Raw genomic sequence first — 17,140 nt, forward strand, 5'->3', positions numbered from 1 at the left:
GTGGGGTGCGGGCGGCAAACCGTGCTCAGAAGTCGGCGAAGAGGTACGGCACCCGGCGGGGGAACAGGCCGCGCAGCTCCACTGCGGCGTCCCCCGGCACCTCACCCAGACCGCGCAGCGGCAGCTCGGCCGGGTCCAGCACCCCGTACGCGAGGGCGGAGAGCCCGGCGGCGGTGAGCGTGGCGGTCGGCGCGCGGCCGGTGGTGTCGTCGACCAGCTCCAGCGCGCCGGTCGTGCCGTCGAGCAGGTGGGTGCCGGCCAGCCAGCGGTCCCCGGTCAGCTCGACCCGGACCCGGCCCGGGCCGGCGGGCAGCCCGCGCAACGCGTCAAGCGACAGCAGCCGGGCCATCGGCGCGGACGCGCCCGGCACGGCGGTGCGGGCCTCGACGTGCACGTCCAGGTCGGTCAGCCACAGCTCGGGCAGCTCGTCGGGCGGAACCTGAACGGTGACCCGTTCGATCTGGTCCACGTGCCGGGCGAAGAACTGCAGCAGCAGCGCCCGCGCGAGCGGATCGGAGACCAGCAGCTCGTTGCCGTGCAGCGTGCCGCCGTGTTCGTCGATCCGGTACGTCACCGCGCCGGTGACCTCCCCGGCCACCCGGGCGGTGAGCAGCCAGTACTCGTCACGGTCGCGCATCCCGACCGCCCGGTAGTCCGGGAAGATCGCGAAGCCGTGCCGTTCCCGGAGGTTGCGTTCGGTGAACGCCCGCCACGCCGGATAGCCGGCGGCGATGCGTTCCCAGCTCACCTCGCCGGGCAGGTCCACCCGGAGCAGCGAGCCCAGGTTGGCCGGGGCGAAGGTGACCCGGCGTGGCTTGGGTAACCCGACGTAGCCGAACCGGGCGTAGAAGCTGGGCCGGAACGGATAGAGCGCGCTGAGCGGATGACCCTCGTCGCGCATCTCGTCGAGGAGTTGGTGCAGCAACGTCCGGACGTGTCCCTGCCGGCGGGCCAACGGATGGGTCGCCACCCCGGCGACCCCGGCCATCGGCAGCACCACCCCGCGCAGGTTCTGCCGCATCGGAATGGCCGAGACGGCGGCCAACGTGGTGCCGTCCTCCTCGGCGATGAGCGTCCGGTTGCCCTGGTTGTAGGGCAGGTAGTCGCGGAACTCGGCCGTCCGGGCGGCACTCAGTGGCGAGGATTCGAAGGCGTACGCGGCCAGCGGGAAGCTGGTGGTGAGACGGTCGTCGTCGGTCACCCGGCGGATGGTCATTCGCCCATCTCAACCTGCCGCGCGGGTCGCAGCAACCGGATTGGCCCGATCCGCGCGACGTGCGGCGGTCACCCGACCGGCAGGTGCCGCAGGTGCCGGCGGCGGCGCAGGCGGACGCTGGCCACCGCGGCCACGCCAACCGCCAGCAGGGCGGTGACGACGAGCCCGTGCAGCAACCCCCGGGAGAGGTAGCCGTGGTCGGTGTTGTCGACGGTCCAGGTGGCGATCTCCCGGCTCGACCAGAACGGCGTCAACCTGGCCCCCGACCCGGCCGGGTCGATCAGCATCTGCACCGTCACCACGGTGAGCAGCAGCAGCGTGCCCTCCAACTCGCGGGGCAGCAGCGCACCGATCAACATCCCGAACGGCGCGGCCACCGCGACGGAACAGAGCATCGCGGCCGCCAGGCCGCCGTACCGCAGGTCCGCGCCGTCGATCATCGGCAGCAGGAAGAACGGTACGGAGATGACCAGCCCCACCGTCCACAGGCCGAGCATCCGTCCGAGGTAGAGGTGGTGTGGACGGTAGCCGGCCAGCCGCAGCCTCGGCTCCAGCTCGCGGGCCGCGGTGGTGGCGAACAGCGCGGCGGTGCTCACCGCCCAGCCCACGCCGAGCAGCAGCGAGCGAACCGACTGCCCGAGGTAGGCGTCCCGCCGGATCAGGTAGAAGGTCAACGGCATCAACAACAACAGCAGGAGTACGCCCCGACGCCGCAGCAGCTCCCGCAGTGTCATCTCGGCGACGGTGACGAGCCGGTTCACGGGCGACCTCCCTGAATGCCGGGCGCGTGCCACCCGGTCTCCCGCGCCGGGGTCAGGTCGAGCACGATGTCCACCCGGTCGAGTTGGTTGAGCAGGTGGGTCACCACGACGATGGCGGTGCCGGTGTCGCGCAACCTGCTGAGCTGGTCCCAGAAGTTGACGTACGTGCCCTGGTCGAAGCCCTGGTACGGCTCGTCGAGCAGCAGCACGTCGGGCGCGCTGAGCGTGGACATGGTCAGGTTGAGTTTCTGCCGGGTGCCGCCGGACAGGTGGCGGGCCTGCACGTCCCCGCCCGCTTCCCAACCGAGTTGACGGGCAGCCGCCCGACCGGCGCGGCGGGCCGGGCCACGGGCCACGCCCTGACCGGCGCCGATGAGCACGAAGTGTTCGTCGGCGAGCAGGAAGTCGGCGGTGCCGCCGGACTGCGGGCAGTAGCCGAGTCGCCCGGAGACTGTCACCTCACCGGCGTCCGGGGACATCAGCCCGGCGCAGATCCGGAGGAAGGTGCTCTTGCCGCAGCCGTTCGCGCCGATGACGGCGGCGATCTGTCCGGCCCGGACGGTCAGTGTGGCGTCGCGCAGCACGCTCCGCCGTCCGTACCTCTTGGTGATGCCGGCGGCGTGCAGCCGGACCGGCCCGGGGCGCGGTCCGGGCGCGGTGCCGATGCTCTCCACGACGGCGCCCGCGTACTGCTGGGGTGGGCCGAAGACGACCCAGGGGTCGCCGCCTCCCTCGCGCAGGTGTGTGGCGGCCTCGGCGACCACGTGCCGCGCGGCGTCCGCCGCGACCCGCCGCTGGTGCAGCTCGGCCGTGAGCGTACGCAGCCAATCGTCGGCGTTCACCGGCTGACCCCCTTCGTGACGATGTCGTTCACCGGCCGGACGAAGGTGAGCCAGGCGCTGCCGCCGGCGCGGAGCGCCGCGTACCCGTCGTCGGTGAGCCGGTAGTACTTGCGGGCCGGCCCGGCGTTGCCCTCCCGCCACTGCGCGGTCACCAGGCCGGTCTTCTGCAGGCGCAGCAGCACGGGATAGAGCGTGCCGCCCTGGATCGGCCCGACGCCCGCCGTGTCGAGCGCCTGGGCGAGCTGGTAGCCGTAGGACTCGCCTTCGGACAGCAGGGCCAGGACGCAGATGTCGAGCACCCCCCGCAACCACTGCCCGCGCCGGTCGGAATCCACTCGATGGACAGTAGCGACGCAAGCTAGATGGCACAACCATCTACTGTCGGCGACGGCACCCGGACGGCCGGCCCGGAGCCGGCCGCCGAGTGAGTCGTACGGGTCAGCGGGTGACGACGTCCGAGACCACGACCGTGACGTTGTCCGGTGCCCCGGCATGGTGGGCCAGCTTCACCAACTGCTCACCGCACTGCTGACGGTCGGCGTACATGCCCAGGGCCGCCGCGATGGCCTCGTCCTCGACGTAGTCGGAGAGCCCGTCGCTGCACAGCAGCAGCCGGTCACCGGGGACCACTGTGAGCACACCGACAGCGGGCGGGGTGTCGGCGCCCTGCACGGCCCGGGTCACCAGGGACCGCTGCGGGTGGTGGCGGGCCTGCTCGGGCGAGAGGGTGCCCTGATCGACCAGCGCCTGCACGAACGTGTCGTCCCGGGTGAGCTGGGTCAGCTCCCCGTCGCGCAGCAGGTAACAGCGGGAGTCGCCCACCTGGGCCAGCACCAGCGTCTCCCCGGCCAGCAGCGCCGCGGTGAGCGTCGTCCCCATGCCGTCCCGGCTCGGGTCGACGGTGATCGCGGCGTGGATGCGCTGGTTGGCGGTGCTGACCACGGCACGCAGGGCGTCGGCGGCGCCGTCGGGGTCGGTCGGCGGAGCCAGCTCGTCCAGGATCCGGATCACGATCTCGCTCGCCACCTCGCCCGCAGGCAGCCCGCCCATGCCGTCGGCGACGGCGATCAGGCGGTCACCGGCGAGGGCGGAGTCCTCGTTGTTGGTGCGCACCAAGCCGATGTCGTTGAGGATGACCGAGCGGAGGATCAGCGTCATGGGGTCAAGCTTGCCAAGAACAACCCGCATTCGTCTCTACGCCTCCTACCTAGGTCGAGAAATGATTGCGATTTTCGTCGGCGGCCCCGACGGTGCGTGACCGGTCGGCCCGTTCTCAGCGGCGCGGATAGCGCAGGAGCAGGCTGGCGGCGACCTCCTCGTCACCCACCGCCGCGTAGCTGTGCGGCACGTCCGACACCCAGCGGAGGTGACCACCGGCCGGGGCGGTCAGCGGTGCGTCGGCCGGCCCGGCGCGCAGCACCCCGGCGAAGACGGTGACGTGCTCGGTGACCCCCGCCGGGTGGGCGGGGGAGAGCTGCCCGGGGCCGGGCGCCACCCGCATCCGGTACAGCTCGTAGGTCGCGTCGGTGTCGGTGAACACCTCCAGCAGGGTGGCGGTGACGGCGGAGCCGTGCACTGTCGGCCCGGCGGCCGGCTCCGCCAGCACGGCCGTCAGCGGTACGCCGAGCTGCGCGGTGACCGCCCAGAGCGTCTCCAGGGTGGGGTTGCGGGTGCCGTTCTCCAGGCCGGAGAGGGTGGCCTTTCCGACACCGGCGAGCCGGGCGAGTGTGGACAGTGAGATCCCCCGCTCCTCGCGCAAAGCACGGACCCGGCGTCCGACGACGGCGGGATCCACGTCGAGGCCCGGACGCGGGGCTGGTGGTGGGTGTGACACCCGGCTATCGTGCTACACGCTGCCGTTCCGTAAACGGAACAGTCGGGAGGGTTGGAGTGGCGGGACCCGTACAACCGGTGCTGGCCGGGGTGGTGACCGCGCTGGTGGGCTTCGCCAGCTCGTTCACCGTCGTGCTGGCCGGGCTCCGAGCGGCTGGCGCGTCGGACGCGCAGGCCGCCTCCGGCCTGCTCGCGCTCTGCGTGGCGAGCGGCCTCGCCGCCGCCTGGCTGGGCTGGCGGTACCGGATACCGATGAGCGCCGCCTGGTCCACTCCGGGCGCGGCGTTGCTGGTAGCGACCGGGCCGCCACCGGGCGGATGGCGGGTGGCGGTGGGCGCGTTCCTCGTCTCCGGCGTGCTGATCGTCGCCGCCGGACTGTTCCCGCCACTCGGTCGGGCGGTGGCCGCCATTCCCAAGCCGGTGGCCGGCGCGATGCTCGCCGGGGTGCTGCTGCCGCTGTGCACAGCCCCGGTCCGCGCGCTTGTCGAGCTGCCGGTGGTGGCCGGGCCGGTAGTGGTCGCCTGGCTGCTGCTGCACCGGTTCGCCCGCCGCTGGGCGGTGCCCGGTGCGCTGGTGGTGGCGGTGGCGGCGATCGCGCTCACCGCACCGCCGGCCGGCCTGACCGGTGCCGCGCTGATCCCGTCGGTCACCCTGACCGCGCCGGCCTGGAACGCGTCCGCACTGGTCGGGGTGGCCCTGCCGCTGTTCCTGGTCACCATGGCCGCGCAGAACGTACCCGGCATGGCGGTGCTGGTCGGCTACGGCTACCGGCCGCCGTTCGGCGCCGCGCTACGTACCACCGGCCTGGCCAGCCTGCTCGCCGCCCCGGCCGGCGGGCACGCGGTGAACCTCGCGGCGATCACCGCCGCGCTCGCCGCCGGCCCCGACGCGCACCCCGACCCGGAGCGCCGGTGGATCGCCTCGGTCACGGCCGGCGCTGGACTGGCAGTGCTCGGCCTGGGCGCCGGGGTGGCCACCACGCTTGTCGCTGTCGCCCCACCGATCCTCATCGAGGCGGTCGCCGGGCTGGCGCTGCTGGGCGCCCTCGCCACCGCGCTCGCCTCGGCGGTGACCGACCCGGCGACCCGCGAGGCCGCCGTTGTCACCTTCGTGGTGACCGCGTCCGGGGTGACGCTGATCGGCGTGGGCGGCGCGTTCTGGGGCTTGGTCGCGGGCTGCCTGATGCTGCTGCTCTTCCACCGCCGCCCAGCCGCCCCGTCAGCCGAGGCCACCCCCGCCGAGCCGGGGCCGTCGGGTTACTCCTCGGATGGCAGGTCGGCCACGCCGACGGCCAGGAGGACCCGGCCGTCGGCCACCGAGCCGATCCGGTCGGCCGGTACGTAGACCGCGCCGGTGCGGGTCAGCTCGGTCGAGACCTTCAGGTAGCCGCTGTGCAGCAGCCGCGCCGCCAGATCGGCCGGCACGTCCGGCTCCTCGACCGCGGTCGCCTCGATCAGCTCGTCCAGGCTGCTGCCCGGGTCGGCGGTCGGTGTCTGGACGGTCACCGCGTTCGGGTCGCCCCGCTGGACGAGGTCCACGGTTCCGACCTCGGTGCCGGCTGAGTCGACCACCGGCATCCCGGTGGTGATCCGTGAGATGGTCGCCTGCTGCGCGTCCTGCTGGTCCATCCCGCTGCGGTTCCCAGGGCGTCGCGCCGCTAAACGCCGCCGTGCCGGAGGTGATAGCTGCGGAGGCGGCAGGTCCGCAGGTGATGGGCCTGAAGAGCGTGATGACTCTGAGGCATCACTATGCCTCAGAGTCATCACCGTCGAAAGCAATACCGCCTCCACGGCCCACGCAAGGTGGCCGGCGACGGGCCGCCACGCAGCCCGTTCAGGTGTTCGGGAGGGTCCAGCCGCCGGGCGGTCGGGGAGACAGCTCGCGCCAGGTGTCCGGCCCGTCGAGCAGTGCCCTGACGGTGTCCTCGGCCTCGTCCGCACTGCCGTACTCGTAGAAACGGGAGATGCCCTCGGCGCCACCGGCGCGCTGCTCGACATGCCATCGGTCGGCGTCCACCCGCAGGAAGACGTCCCGCCGGGCCAGTCGCCCCCACTTCCCGTTCCACCAGTGCTTTCGCTGCTCCATGGCGGGACTCTATCGAACACACGTACGAGAAGGTGCGGCCCCTGCGGGAATCCCACAGGGGCCGATGTGCATCCGTTCGGCGTCAGCGCTGCGTCGGCGGCTCGGGACGGCGGCCCAGCACATCGTCCAGCGCCCCGCGCTGCTGGCCGGGAGTGGTGTGACCGGCGGAGACCAGGGCGTCCCGGATCTCGGTGAGCAGCTTGACCTCCTCGCTCGGCGCCGAGGGCGGCGGCTCCTCGCCCCGCTGCCGCCGCTCGGCCAGCTTGTTCATCGGGAACACCACGAAGAAGTAGAGCACTGCGGCGGTGAGCAGGAACGTGATCAGGGCGTTGATGAACGCCGCCCAGTCGAAGACCTGACCGTTGAGTGTCCACTTCCCGGCCGAGAGGCTGGTGCCCCCGCCGATTGCCTTGATCAGTGGTTCAAGGAACGACTTGGTGAGCTGGGTGACCACGCCCGTGAACGCAGCACCGATGACGATGCCGACCGCCAGGTCGACGACGTTGCCGCGCATGATGAAGTCTTTGAAGCCCTTGAGCATCCGTACTCCCGAGGTGTCCGCTTTTCTGTCGGGCACAACCTATGCCCGTACGGCGGGTTCCAGAAAAGCGCCGGCTTCGAGCGCCGCCCGGCCGGGGTCGCCGGCCCGGATCGCCTCGACCAGTCGGGTGTGGTCGACGTAGCGCTCGGGGGTGAGCGCCCCACCCATGGCCTGGGCGACGGTGCTGCGCAGGGCGGTGCCCACCGAGGCGTACAGCTCGGCGAGCATGGCGTTGTGCGCGGCGGCGACCACCGCCGTGTGCAGCGCCGCGTCGGCCTCGACGAACGCGTCGACCTGGCCACCGTGCCAGGCGGCCTCGCGCTGGGCGAGCGCGCCGTCGAGCGCCGCCAGGTCCTCGGGGGTACGCCTCAGCGCGGCGAGCCGGGCGGCCTCCACCTCGAAGGCGCGGCGTACCTCGACGACCTCGGTCATCCGGTCGCCGCCGAGACGGCGGGCGACCACGGGTGCCAGTTCGTCGGTGGACACCACGTAGGTGCCGGAGCCCTGCCGGCATTCGAGCACCCCGGCGTGCACCAGGGCGCGGACCGCCTCGCGGACCGTGTTGCGCCCGACACCCAGCGCGGCGACCAGTTGTGGCTCGGTGGGAATGCGCGCGCCGACGGGCCACTCGCCGCCGAGGATCCGCGCGCGGAGTTGCTCGGTGGTCTGCCGGACCCGATGGCCGCGGGGCGGCACGGGCGGCTGGTCGCGGGGCGGCGCGGGCGGCGCGGAGGGGAATTCCACAGACGGTGGCACTGGTTACATCACCGGTCCCAAATTCATCCCATGATTGTAGGTTAGCGGTCATGACCCCGCCACCAACCGCCGCTCCGGCGCTGCCCGCCCCCGCCACCGCCGACCCCCGCCCGAGCCGGGACCCCGGCGCCGGCCGGCGCACGCACCCGGCGACCGGTGGCGCGCTGGTGCTGGTCGGGATGCTGCTGGTAGCGCTCAACCTGCGGGCCGTGGTGACGAGCCTCGGCGCGCTGCTCGACGAGGTCCGCGACGGGCTGGGCCTCTCCGGCGCCACCGCCGGCCTGGTCACCACCCTGCCCACCATCGCGTTCGCCGGCCTCGGCGCGCTCACCCCGTGGCTGGTCCGCCGGGTGGCACCGGCCCGGGTGCTGGTGGTGGCCATGCTCGCCCTCGCCGTCGGCCAGGTGCTCCGGGTCGCCACCGACTCGGCCTTGATCTTCGTGCTCACCAGCGCGCTGGCGCTGTCCGGCATCGCGGTCGCCAACATCCTGCTGCCGATGCTCGTCAAGCAGCACTTCCCGCACCGCACCGGCCTGGTCACCGGGGCGTACACGATGGCGTTGACGGTGGGCACCACGGTGGCCGCCGCCTCCGCGGTGCCGATCGCGCACGCCTTCGGGTCGTGGCGGGCCGGGCTCGGCGTCTGGGCCGCGATGGCCGCGGTGGCCGTACTCCCGTGGGTGCCGCTGGCGCTGCGGACCCGCGCCGCGGCGCGGCGGGCGACCCCGACGGCGGCCGTCGCCGCACCCACCCGGGTCCGGCCGGCGCGGACCCGGCTCGGCTGGGCGATGGCCGTCTACTTCGGGGCGCAGTCGCTCAGCGGGTACGCGATCATGGGCTGGCTGGCCCAACTGTTCCGCGACGCCGGTTACCAGCCGGAGTCGGCGGGGCTGCTGCTCGCCGGGGTGACCGCGCTCGGCGTGCCGATCGCGCTGCTGATGCCCACCCTGGCCGGCCGGTTGGGCAGCCTGCGTCCGCTGGTGCTCGGGCTGACCACCGCGTCGACGCTGGCCTACCTGGGGTTGGCGCTCGCACCGCACGGTGCCGCGCTGCTCTGGGTCGCCCTGCTGGCGATCGGTCAGGGCGCGTTCCCGATGATCCTCACCGCCATCGGCCTGCGCGCCCGCACCGCCGAGGGCACCGTCGCGCTCTCCGCGTTCGCGCAGAGCACCGGCTACGTGATCGCCGCCCTCGGCCCGCTGATGGTCGGCATCCTCTACGAGGCCACCGGTGGTTGGACCGCGCCGATCGGGTTCCTGCTGGGCGCCCTCGCCGTGCAGACGGCGGCGGGCATGGCGATCGCTCGTCCCCGTTACGTCGAGGACGAGTGACGAGCCGCAGCGGTCAGGAGGACGCCGGCGTCGGTTCGCCGGCGACTGCCTCATCCACCGTCGGGTAGGTGTGCAGCACCTCGACCAGACCGCTCACCTCAAGGATGCGCAGCACACCCCGCTGCGGGGCGGCCAGCCGGACCACGCCGCCAGCCTCGTCGCAGCTGTTCTTCGCCCGGACGAAGACCGACAGACCGGTCGAGTCGCAGAACGAGACGTCCGCCAGGTCGAACACCAGCCGGTTGCGGCCCTTGTCGAGCAGATCGGTGATCTGGTCCTGCAGCTGCGGTGCGGTGGCCATGTCCAGCTCGCCAGCGACCGCCACGACGACCACGTCGCCGCGTTGTTCCGTGTGCACCGTCAACGACATTCGCCAGACCTCCTGTTATCGGGGGAACGGTATCCCACGACCACCCTCGGAGGTAGAACGGGAGCCGTGATCCGGTGGTCATCGTCATTCCGTTGCTACGGGGCAAGTAGTTGGTCAGGCCCCGGTGATAGAGTCCGCCCGGTCCAGGTCAAGGGGGTTCGAAATGGCGTTGAGCACCGAAGAAAGTGGTCGGCTCGCCGCGCTGCTGAGCGAGCAGGACGAACGGGTCACGACTCGGTGGACCGAGATTGTCACCAGTTCGTTGCGGGGCCGGCTGAGCCAGGCCGAGCTGCGCCGGCAGGTCCAGGACCTGCACCGTGCCATCGTCGCCACCGGCGACCAGGGCATCATCGACCTGTCCGCCGACAGCGCCGCCGAACTGCGCGCCGCGCTCTCCGAGCTGTCCCGGGGTCGGGCCCGGCAGGGCTTCTCCGCCAGCGAGACCACGATCAGCATCTTCGCGCTCAAGGACGTGCTGGCCGAGCTGGTGCAGGAGGCCGGCGGCCCGACCGCGCTACCGGACTACGTCGCCTTCTCGAAGCTTGTCGACGAGATGGGCCTGTTCACCTTCGAGAGCTTCGTCCGTACCCGGGAGAGCCTGATCGCCGACCAGGCCGAGCAGCTGCTCGAACTCTCCACGCCGGTGGTCAAGCTCTGGGAGGGCGTCGTCGCCGTGCCGCTGGTCGGCACCCTGGACTCGGCCCGCGCCCAGGTCGTCATGGAGCGGCTGCTGCAGACCCTGGTCGACACCAGCTCGCCGTACGCGATCATCGACATCACCGGCGTGCCGGCGGTGGACACCCAGGTCGCCCAGCACATCCTGAAGACCGTGGTGGCCGCACGGCTGATGGGCGCCGACTGCATCATCTCCGGCATCCGCCCGCAGATCGCGCAGACCATCGTGGCGCTCGGCATCGAGTTCGGGGACATCGCCACCAAGGCGAGCCTCGCCGACGCGCTGCGCCACGTGCTGCGGCTCAACGGGGTGGAAACCGCCCGCCGGCAGCCACGCAGGGACGCCTGATGGAACGGGTGCCGATCCTCAAGATCGGGGACATCCTGCTGGTCTCCATCCAGCTCGACATGTCCGACCAGACGGCGGTGCAGCTCCAGGAGGACCTCGCCGAGCGGATCGTCGCCACCGGCTGCCACGGCGTCATCATCGACATCACCGCGCTGGACATCGTCGACTCCTTCGTCGGGCGGATGCTCTCCACCATCGCGTCGATCTCCAAGGTGCTCGACGCGGAGACGGTGGTGGTCGGGATGCGCCCCGCCGTCGCCATCACCCTTGTCGAACTGGGGCTGTCGCTGAACGGCATCCGTACCGCGCTGAACGTCGAACGCGGCATGGAGCTGATCGCGGCGGCCCACGCCGAAGAGCTCGACTACCAGCTCGACGACGAACCGGACGCCGAGACGGCCACGCCGTGACCGCGGGCATCGACCTGGGCCAGCCACAGGCGCAGTCGGTTCGCAGCGATGAGGACGTGGTGCGCGTTCGGCAACTGGTCCGCGCCGTGGCGGTGGCCAGCAAGTTGTCCCTCGTCGACCAGACCAAGCTGGTCACCGCGGCGAGCGAACTGGCCCGCAACACCCTGGTGTACGGCGGCGGCGGTTCGGTCGAGGTGACGGTCGTGGACAACGGCCGACGCAAAGGTGTGCAGATCGTGTTCGCCGACTCCGGGCCGGGCATCGCCGACCTCGACCTGGCCATGACCGACGGCTACACCAGCGGCGGCGGCCTCGGCCTCGGGCTTAGCGGGTCGCGCCGCCTGGTCGACGAGTTCCAGATCGAGACGTCAGCGGAAACCGGCACCCGGATCACGGTCACCAAGTGGTCCAGGTGAACGCCGACGCGGTCACCGACAGTGGCATCTGGTTCCGGGTGGAGGCCAGCAGCGCGGCGAGCGCCGTCCGACGCGCCGCCGAGCGCCTCGGCGCGCAGGTGGAGATAGGTGCGGCGCGCATCGCCGACCTGGCCATCGTCGCGGCCGAGCTGACCAGCAACCTGGTCAAGCACGCCGACGAGGGTGTCCTGCTGCTGCGGCCGGTACGCCGCGCCGGGCAGGCCGGGGTGGAGTTGGTGGCCATCGACTCCGGGCCCGGCATGGCCGACCTGACCGTCTCGTCGCGGGACGGGCACTCCACCACCGGCACCCTCGGCATCGGTCTGGGTGCCATCGTCCGGCAGGCCAGCTGGTTCGACGGATACTCGCTGTCCGGCCGGGGGACCGTCCTCGCCGTGCAGGTCTGGCCGGCCGAGGCGGCCCGGCCGTCCTGGGCCGGTGCTCTGACCCGACCGCTGACCGGCGAGACGGTCAGCGGCGACGGCTACGCCGTCCGGGTCGCCGACGGGCGGCACCAGGTGCTGGTCAGCGACGGGCTGGGGCACGGCCCGCTGGCCGGTGCCGCCACCGAGGCGGCGCTGGCCGCGTTCCGCGACGCCCCCGCCGGCCCGCCGGCGGTGGTGGTCGGTCACCTGCACCGCAGCATGTCGCACACCCGCGGCGCGGCCCTCGCGGTCGCGGAGCTGGTGCCGACGGCCGGTGTGCTGCACTACGCCGGCCTGGGCAACATCTCCGGCGTGATCGTCGAGGGAGGCGGCCAGCGCCGGGGGCTGGTGTCGCTGCCCGGCATCGCCGGCCACCAACGACCGGCCATCCGGGAGTACGACTACCCGTTCGGCCCCGGTGCCCGGCTGGTGATGCACAGCGACGGGGTGGTCGACCGGTGGCGGATGTCCGACTACCCGGGCCTGGCGGAGAGATCCCCACTGGTCATGGCGGCGACCCTGCTACGGGACGCCGGGGTGCGCCGCGACGACGCCTGCGTACTGGTAGCGAGGTCGTGGGCATGACCGAGGGATCGGCCGCGCTGCCGCTGCTGCAGATGGCGCTGCGGGTCGAGCAGGACATCTTCGTGATCCGCCAGCGGGGCCGCGAGGTGGCCATGGTGGTCGGCCTGGAACACCAGGACCAGGTCCGGATCGCCACCGCACTGAGCGAGGTCGCCCGGGACCTGCTGCGGACGACAGCGGGAGCGGACGTCTCCTTCCACGTCGACGCGGGTGCCGACGGCCGGTTCCACCTGCGCGCCGACCTGGCCCCGATGTCCCCGTTGCCGGACGGCCGCTACCAGCCGCAGTCCGGCGCGGTGTCCCGACTGGTTGACACACTGAGCGTGTCGACCGTCGAGGGGGTTACGGTCGTGAGGATGTCCCGACGAGTCCCGGCCAGCGCGCCGACGCCGACCCCGGAGCGGCTCGCCGAGTTCCGCACCGAACTCGGCCGCACCGCGCCGGCCAGCGCGCTGGACGAGCTCACCACCCAGAACGGTCAGCTCATCGCCGCACTCGACGAGGTGCGCAGTCAGCGCGACGAGTTGGCGGTGCTGAACGAGGAACTGGCCGAGACCAACCGTGGTGTGTTGGCGCTCTACAACCAGCTCACCGAGGAGCTGGAGGAGACCAACCGCGGCGTCGTCGCCCTCTACGCCGAGCTGGACGAGAAGTCGGCCCAGCTCCGCGCGGCGAGTGAGTCGAAGAGCCGGTTCCTGGCCAACGTGAGCCACGAGCTGCGCGCCCCGGTCACCGCGATCATCGGCCTGGGGCGGCTGCTCACCGACTCCGCCTCCGACCCGCTCACCGACGAGCAGGGCCGCCAGGTCGAGCTGATCCGCTCGTCGGCGGCCGATCTGCTCAACCTGGTCAACGAACTCCTCGACCTGGCCAAGGCGGAATCCGGCCGGATCGAGCCGGACGTGGTCGAGGTCGACCTGCGCCCGGTCTTCGGTCAACTGCGCGGCACCCTGCGCGCCCTGGCCACCCGTCCGAACGTGGAGCTGGTGGTGGAGGAGCCGCGCGGGCCGGCAGTGCTGCGCACCGACGAGGTGCTGCTCGGCCAGGTGCTGCGCAACCTGCTGCACAACGGGTTGAAGTTCACCGAACGCGGCGAGGTGCGGCTGCGGGCCAGCCAACACGGCGACCGCTGGCAGTTCGAGGTCACCGACACCGGGCCGGGCATCGCTCCCGAGCTGCACGACCGGATCTTCGAGGAGTTCTACCAGGTGCCCGGAGCCACCCGGGTCGGCGGCACCGGCCTCGGCCTGCCGTACGCCCGGCGGCTGGTGACGCTGCTGGGCGGGACGCTGGAGCTGACCAGCGCGCCGGGCGAGGGCAGCACGTTCACCGTCTCCCTGCCCACCGGCGGGGCGTGACGACATGGACGGCGGGCCGACAACCATCCTGGTGGTCGACGACAGTCGTACCAAGCGTTACCTGCTGGTCAGCTGGCTGACCCGGGCCGGGTTCACGGTGCTGGAGGCCGAGAACGGCGCCGAGGCGTTGGCCCGGGTCGAGGTGGACCGGATCGACCTGGTGGTTCTCGACGTCCGGTTGCCCGACCTGAGCGGCTACGAGGTCTGCGAACAGATCAAGGCGCGGCACCCGGCGATGCCCGTGATCCACGTGTCGGCGCACGCCGTGGACGTGGCCGACCGCGCCCAGGGGCTGACCCGGGGCGCTGACGCGTACCTGACCGAGCCGATCGAGCCCGAGGAGCTGATCGCCACCACCCGGGCGGTGCTGCGTTACTACCAGGCCCGGCAGCGGGCCGAACTGCTCGCCGAGCGGTTGCTCGGGTTGGCCGACACGACCGTCGCCGTGCACGCCGCGCCGACCTTCGCGCGCCTGCTGGATGCCGCCGCCGAGGGCGCCGCCCAGATCTTCAAGAGCCCGGCGGCGGTGATCGCCGAGACCTTCGACGGTGACTGCCTCGCGGGCGTCTGCGCCGGCCCCGGCGCGGTGGCCGCCGTGGTGCCGTGGGTCGTCGACGACACCGGGGTGCCGACCGGCGCCACGGTCCGGGTGGAGGCCCCCGCGAACTGGGGGCTTGTCGACTGGCCGGCGGACGACACGGTGACCGTCGCCGCCGCCCGACTGCGCGAGGACCGTGCCCCGCTGTACGTGGTGGTCCCGACCGCCACCCAGACCGCGCGGACCCCGGTGCTCAAGCAGTTGGCTCAGGCGGTGGCGGCGGCCGTGGAGGCGCAGCGTTCGTTCGACGAGGAGCACCGGATCGCCGTCACCCTCCAACGCAGCCTGCTCCCGCGTGGGCTGCCCACCGTGGCCGGGCTGGACCTCGCGGTGCGCTACGAGCCGGCCAGCGCGCAGACCGAGGTGGGTGGCGACTTCTACGAGCTGGTGATGCTCGACGGGCACCTGCTGCTGGCGATCGGGGACGTCGCCGGCCACTCGCTGCACGCGGCGACGGTCATGGCCGAGCTGCGGCACGCGGTGCGGGCGTACGCGGTCGAGGGCCACCAACCCGGCGAGATCCTGCACCGGGTCAACGAGCTGATGCGGACACTGCTGCCGAACGAGCTGGCGACGCTCTGCGTACTGCTGCTGCACCCGCCGACCGGGCGGGTCCGGCTGGCCAGCGCCGGGCACCTTCCGCCGCTGATGGTGATGGACGGCAAGGTCGAGTTCGTGCAGCACTCGGCGCCGCTGCTCGGCGTTCGCGCCCCCCGCCCGGCCGACCTGGAGTTCGTGCTGCCGGCCGGGGCCACGCTGGTCTTCTACACCGACGGGCTGATCGAACGACGGGACGCCACCATCGACGAGGGGCTGGCCGCGCTGGCCGGGGTCGCCGCGACCGTCGACGGTGACCTGGACCAGTTCTGCGCTCGACTGCTGGTGGAACTGGCCCCGCCGGAGATCCAGGACGACGTCGCCGTGGTCGTTCTGCGTCGCCGCTGATGTCCGGTTTCCTCAGCGCACCGAGCGGGCGTACGCGGCGGGGGACACCCCGGCCACTGCGGTGAAGTCGCGGACCAGGTGGGCCTGGTCGCTGTAGCCGAGGTCGGCGGCGAGGTCAGCCCAGCTCAGCGGAGCGCCGGCGGCCTGTTCGACCGCCTCCTGGAGCCGGTAGCGGCGGATCACCCACTTCGGCCCGACCCCCACGTACTCCATGAAGAGCCGTTGCAACCGGCGGACCGGAACGTCGTGCCGGGCGGCGAGGTCGTCGACGCGCAGCACGGTCCGGTCGGTGCGGATCGCCTCGGCCAGCCGGACGGCCTCCTCGGCCATCGGGTCCGGCTCGGGCTGCCAGCCGGTGAGGAGGGTGTCCAGTGCCCGGCAGCGCTCATCGTCGTTGGCTGTCGAGAGGGCTGGCCCCGAGGGCGCGAACATCGAGAAATCCGGGTGGGTCAGCCGGCCGGCGGGCAGCGGCACCCGACGGCCGGTCAGCTCACTGATCGGGCGACGCCAGAACGGGTGGAACCCGCCGGGGCGGAACTGCACCCCGGACACCCGGCCGGTGCCGCTGAGCGTGATCCGGAACAGGTCGCGGCCCACCCCGGCCACCTCGCCGGCCTCGGGACCGTGTGCGTGGTTGTCGCCGTCGCCGTCGTCACTGCGGAACACCACGTTCACCGCCGGGTGTGGCACGACCCGCTGCTCGAACGGTGTGCTCAACGACCAGTCGATCAACCAGTAGTGCTCGACCCACTGGCGCAGCGACTCCGTCGGCAGGTGCCGACGGAAGCGCACCTCGCGCAGCAGCCGCCCGGGGTCCAGGATTCCCCGGCTGTCGCCACGCGGTCGCTGTCGCATTTGTTCAAGACCACCCTCATACGCTGGCCCTATGTCCACTCAGACTAGCGATCTGCTGGCCGCTGCCGCTCCGGGAACCATCGGCGTGGTACGCGGCATCTCCGACGACCAGCTCGGCCTGCCCACGCCCTGCCAGGACTATCTGGTCCGTGATCTGCTCAACCACCTCTTCCAGGTGGTGATCAACTTTCAGGACCTGGCCGAGAAGCGGCAGGTGGAGTGGGCCGAGAAGCCCGACCACCTGGCCGACGGCTGGCGCGACCGCTTCGAGGTCGAGACCGGCCGACTGATCGCCGCCTGGTCGGAGCCATCCACACTGGAGGGTGTGTCACCGGGCATGGGCATGCCGCAGTCCGTCGTCGGCGGCATGGCTCTGCTGGACCTGATCGTGCACGGCTGGGACCTCGCTGTCGCCACCGGCCAGCCGTACCACCCGGCCCCGGAGGCGGTGGCCGAGCTGCACGCGCTGGTGGAGCAGTTGGGCCCCACCGCCCGCAAGATGGGCGTCTTCGCCGACCCGGTCCCGCCCACCACCCCCACCGAGACACCCACCTCGGACCTGGCCCACCTCCTGACCCAGACCGGCCGAACCCCCACCTGGCCCCAAACCCCCTAACCCCACCTCTTGTCCTGGTTGATCAAGAAGTTTGCGTCAGATTTCGTCGATGGGATGACGCAAACCTCTTGATCAACTCAGATGGGGGTGGGGGTGGGGGGCAGGAGGGGTGGGGTTGTTGACTTGGGTATTCGCTGGGTGAATAGTGGGCGGGGTGTCGACGCCGCATGTTC

21 protein-coding genes are annotated in these 17,140 nt (G+C 72.2%); 9 read left to right on the plus strand and 12 right to left on the minus strand.

Going from position 1 to position 17,140, the window contains the following annotated elements; all coding sequences use genetic code 11:
• Window positions 1-25: 25 nt before the first annotated feature.
• The 6 genes from IF22_RS0114915 to IF22_RS0114940 form a co-directional block, all read right to left on the minus strand.
• Window positions 26-1,216, minus strand: coding sequence for a GNAT family N-acetyltransferase (locus tag IF22_RS0114915; RefSeq protein ID WP_030332336.1), 1,191 nt, complete (start codon window positions 1,214-1,216; stop codon window positions 26-28).
• A gap of 68 nt (window positions 1,217-1,284) precedes the next feature.
• Window positions 1,285-1,977, minus strand: coding sequence for a hypothetical protein (locus IF22_RS0114920; protein WP_030332337.1), 693 nt, complete (start codon window positions 1,975-1,977; stop codon window positions 1,285-1,287).
• Entirely contained in the window at window positions 1,974-2,819 is an 846-nt protein-coding gene (locus IF22_RS33095) for an ABC transporter ATP-binding protein (protein WP_051708479.1), read from the minus strand. The genes IF22_RS0114920 and IF22_RS33095 overlap by 4 nt, the downstream gene beginning before the upstream one ends.
• Complete coding sequence (locus IF22_RS0114930) at window positions 2,816-3,154, minus strand: PadR family transcriptional regulator (RefSeq protein ID WP_030332341.1); 339 nt, start codon at window positions 3,152-3,154, stop codon at window positions 2,816-2,818. Before IF22_RS0114930 ends, IF22_RS33095 begins: the two co-directional genes overlap by 4 nt.
• 103 nt (window positions 3,155-3,257) lie before the next feature.
• Window positions 3,258-3,977 carry a PP2C family protein-serine/threonine phosphatase gene (locus IF22_RS0114935; RefSeq protein WP_030332349.1) on the minus strand — a complete coding sequence of 240 codons (720 nt, stop codon included), beginning with the start codon at window positions 3,975-3,977 and terminating at the stop codon, window positions 3,258-3,260.
• Between the two features lie 115 nt (window positions 3,978-4,092).
• Window positions 4,093-4,653 carry an XRE family transcriptional regulator gene (locus tag IF22_RS0114940; RefSeq protein ID WP_245233627.1) on the minus strand — a complete coding sequence of 187 codons (561 nt, stop codon included), beginning with the start codon at window positions 4,651-4,653 and terminating at the stop codon, window positions 4,093-4,095.
• Between the two features lie 56 nt (window positions 4,654-4,709).
• Between IF22_RS0114940 and IF22_RS0114945 the strand changes: the two genes are divergently transcribed.
• Window positions 4,710-5,996 carry a benzoate/H(+) symporter BenE family transporter gene (locus IF22_RS0114945; protein ID WP_081883829.1) on the plus strand — a complete coding sequence of 429 codons (1,287 nt, stop codon included), beginning with the start codon at window positions 4,710-4,712 and terminating at the stop codon, window positions 5,994-5,996.
• Here the strand turns inward: IF22_RS0114945 and IF22_RS0114950 are convergent.
• From IF22_RS0114950 to IF22_RS0114965, 4 genes are all read right to left on the minus strand, one after another.
• A complete protein-coding gene (locus tag IF22_RS0114950; RefSeq protein WP_030332355.1) occupies window positions 5,909-6,280 on the minus strand; it encodes a hypothetical protein in 372 nt (123 codons plus the stop codon). The genes IF22_RS0114945 and IF22_RS0114950 overlap by 88 nt on opposite strands.
• A gap of 205 nt (window positions 6,281-6,485) precedes the next feature.
• On the minus strand, window positions 6,486-6,737 hold the full coding sequence (locus IF22_RS0114955) for a hypothetical protein (protein WP_030332357.1): 252 nt from the start codon (window positions 6,735-6,737) through the stop codon (window positions 6,486-6,488).
• Window positions 6,738-6,819: 82 nt separating this feature from the next.
• A complete protein-coding gene (mscL, locus tag IF22_RS0114960) occupies window positions 6,820-7,278 on the minus strand; it encodes a large conductance mechanosensitive channel protein MscL (RefSeq protein WP_030332359.1) in 459 nt (152 codons plus the stop codon).
• Between the two features lie 39 nt (window positions 7,279-7,317).
• Window positions 7,318-8,022, minus strand: coding sequence for a FadR/GntR family transcriptional regulator (locus IF22_RS0114965; protein WP_245233628.1), 705 nt, complete (start codon window positions 8,020-8,022; stop codon window positions 7,318-7,320).
• Window positions 8,023-8,213: 191 nt separating this feature from the next.
• On the opposite strand from IF22_RS0114965, the gene IF22_RS0114970 reads away from it, so the two are divergent.
• On the plus strand, window positions 8,214-9,365 hold the full coding sequence (locus IF22_RS0114970) for an MFS transporter (protein WP_245233630.1): 1,152 nt from the start codon (window positions 8,214-8,216) through the stop codon (window positions 9,363-9,365).
• Between the two features lie 13 nt (window positions 9,366-9,378).
• Here the strand turns inward: IF22_RS0114970 and IF22_RS0114975 are convergent, their stop codons facing one another.
• The gene (locus IF22_RS0114975; RefSeq protein WP_030332365.1) at window positions 9,379-9,735 is read right to left on the minus strand and encodes an STAS domain-containing protein; all 357 of its coding nucleotides are present in this window, start codon (window positions 9,733-9,735) and stop codon (window positions 9,379-9,381) included.
• A 163-nt stretch (window positions 9,736-9,898) separates the two neighbouring features.
• On the opposite strand from IF22_RS0114975, the gene IF22_RS0114980 reads away from it, so the two are divergent.
• Genes IF22_RS0114980 through IF22_RS0115005 form a run of 6 tightly spaced genes read left to right on the plus strand, consistent with a single transcriptional unit; the run spans window position 9,899 to window position 15,496 of the window.
• Complete coding sequence (locus tag IF22_RS0114980) at window positions 9,899-10,759, plus strand: STAS domain-containing protein (RefSeq protein ID WP_030332366.1); 861 nt, start codon at window positions 9,899-9,901, stop codon at window positions 10,757-10,759.
• On the plus strand, window positions 10,759-11,169 hold the full coding sequence (locus IF22_RS0114985) for an STAS domain-containing protein (RefSeq protein ID WP_030332368.1): 411 nt from the start codon (window positions 10,759-10,761) through the stop codon (window positions 11,167-11,169). Before IF22_RS0114980 ends, IF22_RS0114985 begins: the two co-directional genes overlap by 1 nt.
• Window positions 11,166-11,585: an anti-sigma regulatory factor gene (locus IF22_RS0114990; protein ID WP_030332370.1), complete on the plus strand. Its 420-nt coding sequence runs from the start codon at window positions 11,166-11,168 to the stop codon at window positions 11,583-11,585. The genes IF22_RS0114985 and IF22_RS0114990 overlap by 4 nt, the downstream gene beginning before the upstream one ends.
• Complete coding sequence (locus IF22_RS0114995; protein WP_036411541.1) at window positions 11,582-12,595, plus strand: SpoIIE family protein phosphatase; 1,014 nt, start codon at window positions 11,582-11,584, stop codon at window positions 12,593-12,595. The genes IF22_RS0114990 and IF22_RS0114995 overlap by 4 nt, the downstream gene beginning before the upstream one ends.
• Window positions 12,592-13,953: a sensor histidine kinase gene (locus IF22_RS0115000; protein WP_030332374.1), complete on the plus strand. Its 1,362-nt coding sequence runs from the start codon at window positions 12,592-12,594 to the stop codon at window positions 13,951-13,953. Before IF22_RS0114995 ends, IF22_RS0115000 begins: the two co-directional genes overlap by 4 nt.
• 4 nt (window positions 13,954-13,957) lie before the next feature.
• Entirely contained in the window at window positions 13,958-15,496 is a 1,539-nt protein-coding gene (locus IF22_RS0115005; protein WP_030332376.1) for a SpoIIE family protein phosphatase, read from the plus strand.
• A 12-nt stretch (window positions 15,497-15,508) separates the two neighbouring features.
• On the opposite strand, the gene IF22_RS0115010 is transcribed toward IF22_RS0115005, so the two are convergent.
• Complete coding sequence (locus IF22_RS0115010; protein ID WP_030332378.1) at window positions 15,509-16,351, minus strand: helix-turn-helix domain-containing protein; 843 nt, start codon at window positions 16,349-16,351, stop codon at window positions 15,509-15,511.
• A gap of 31 nt (window positions 16,352-16,382) precedes the next feature.
• Between IF22_RS0115010 and IF22_RS0115015 the strand changes: the two genes are divergently transcribed.
• A complete protein-coding gene (locus IF22_RS0115015) occupies window positions 16,383-16,967 on the plus strand; it encodes a TIGR03086 family metal-binding protein (protein WP_030332380.1) in 585 nt (194 codons plus the stop codon).
• Window positions 16,968-17,140: the final 173 nt, after the last annotated feature.

The organism is Micromonospora parva (genome assembly GCF_000718515.1).
GTDB classification, from domain to species: Bacteria; Actinomycetota; Actinomycetes; order Mycobacteriales; family Micromonosporaceae; genus Micromonospora; species Micromonospora parva.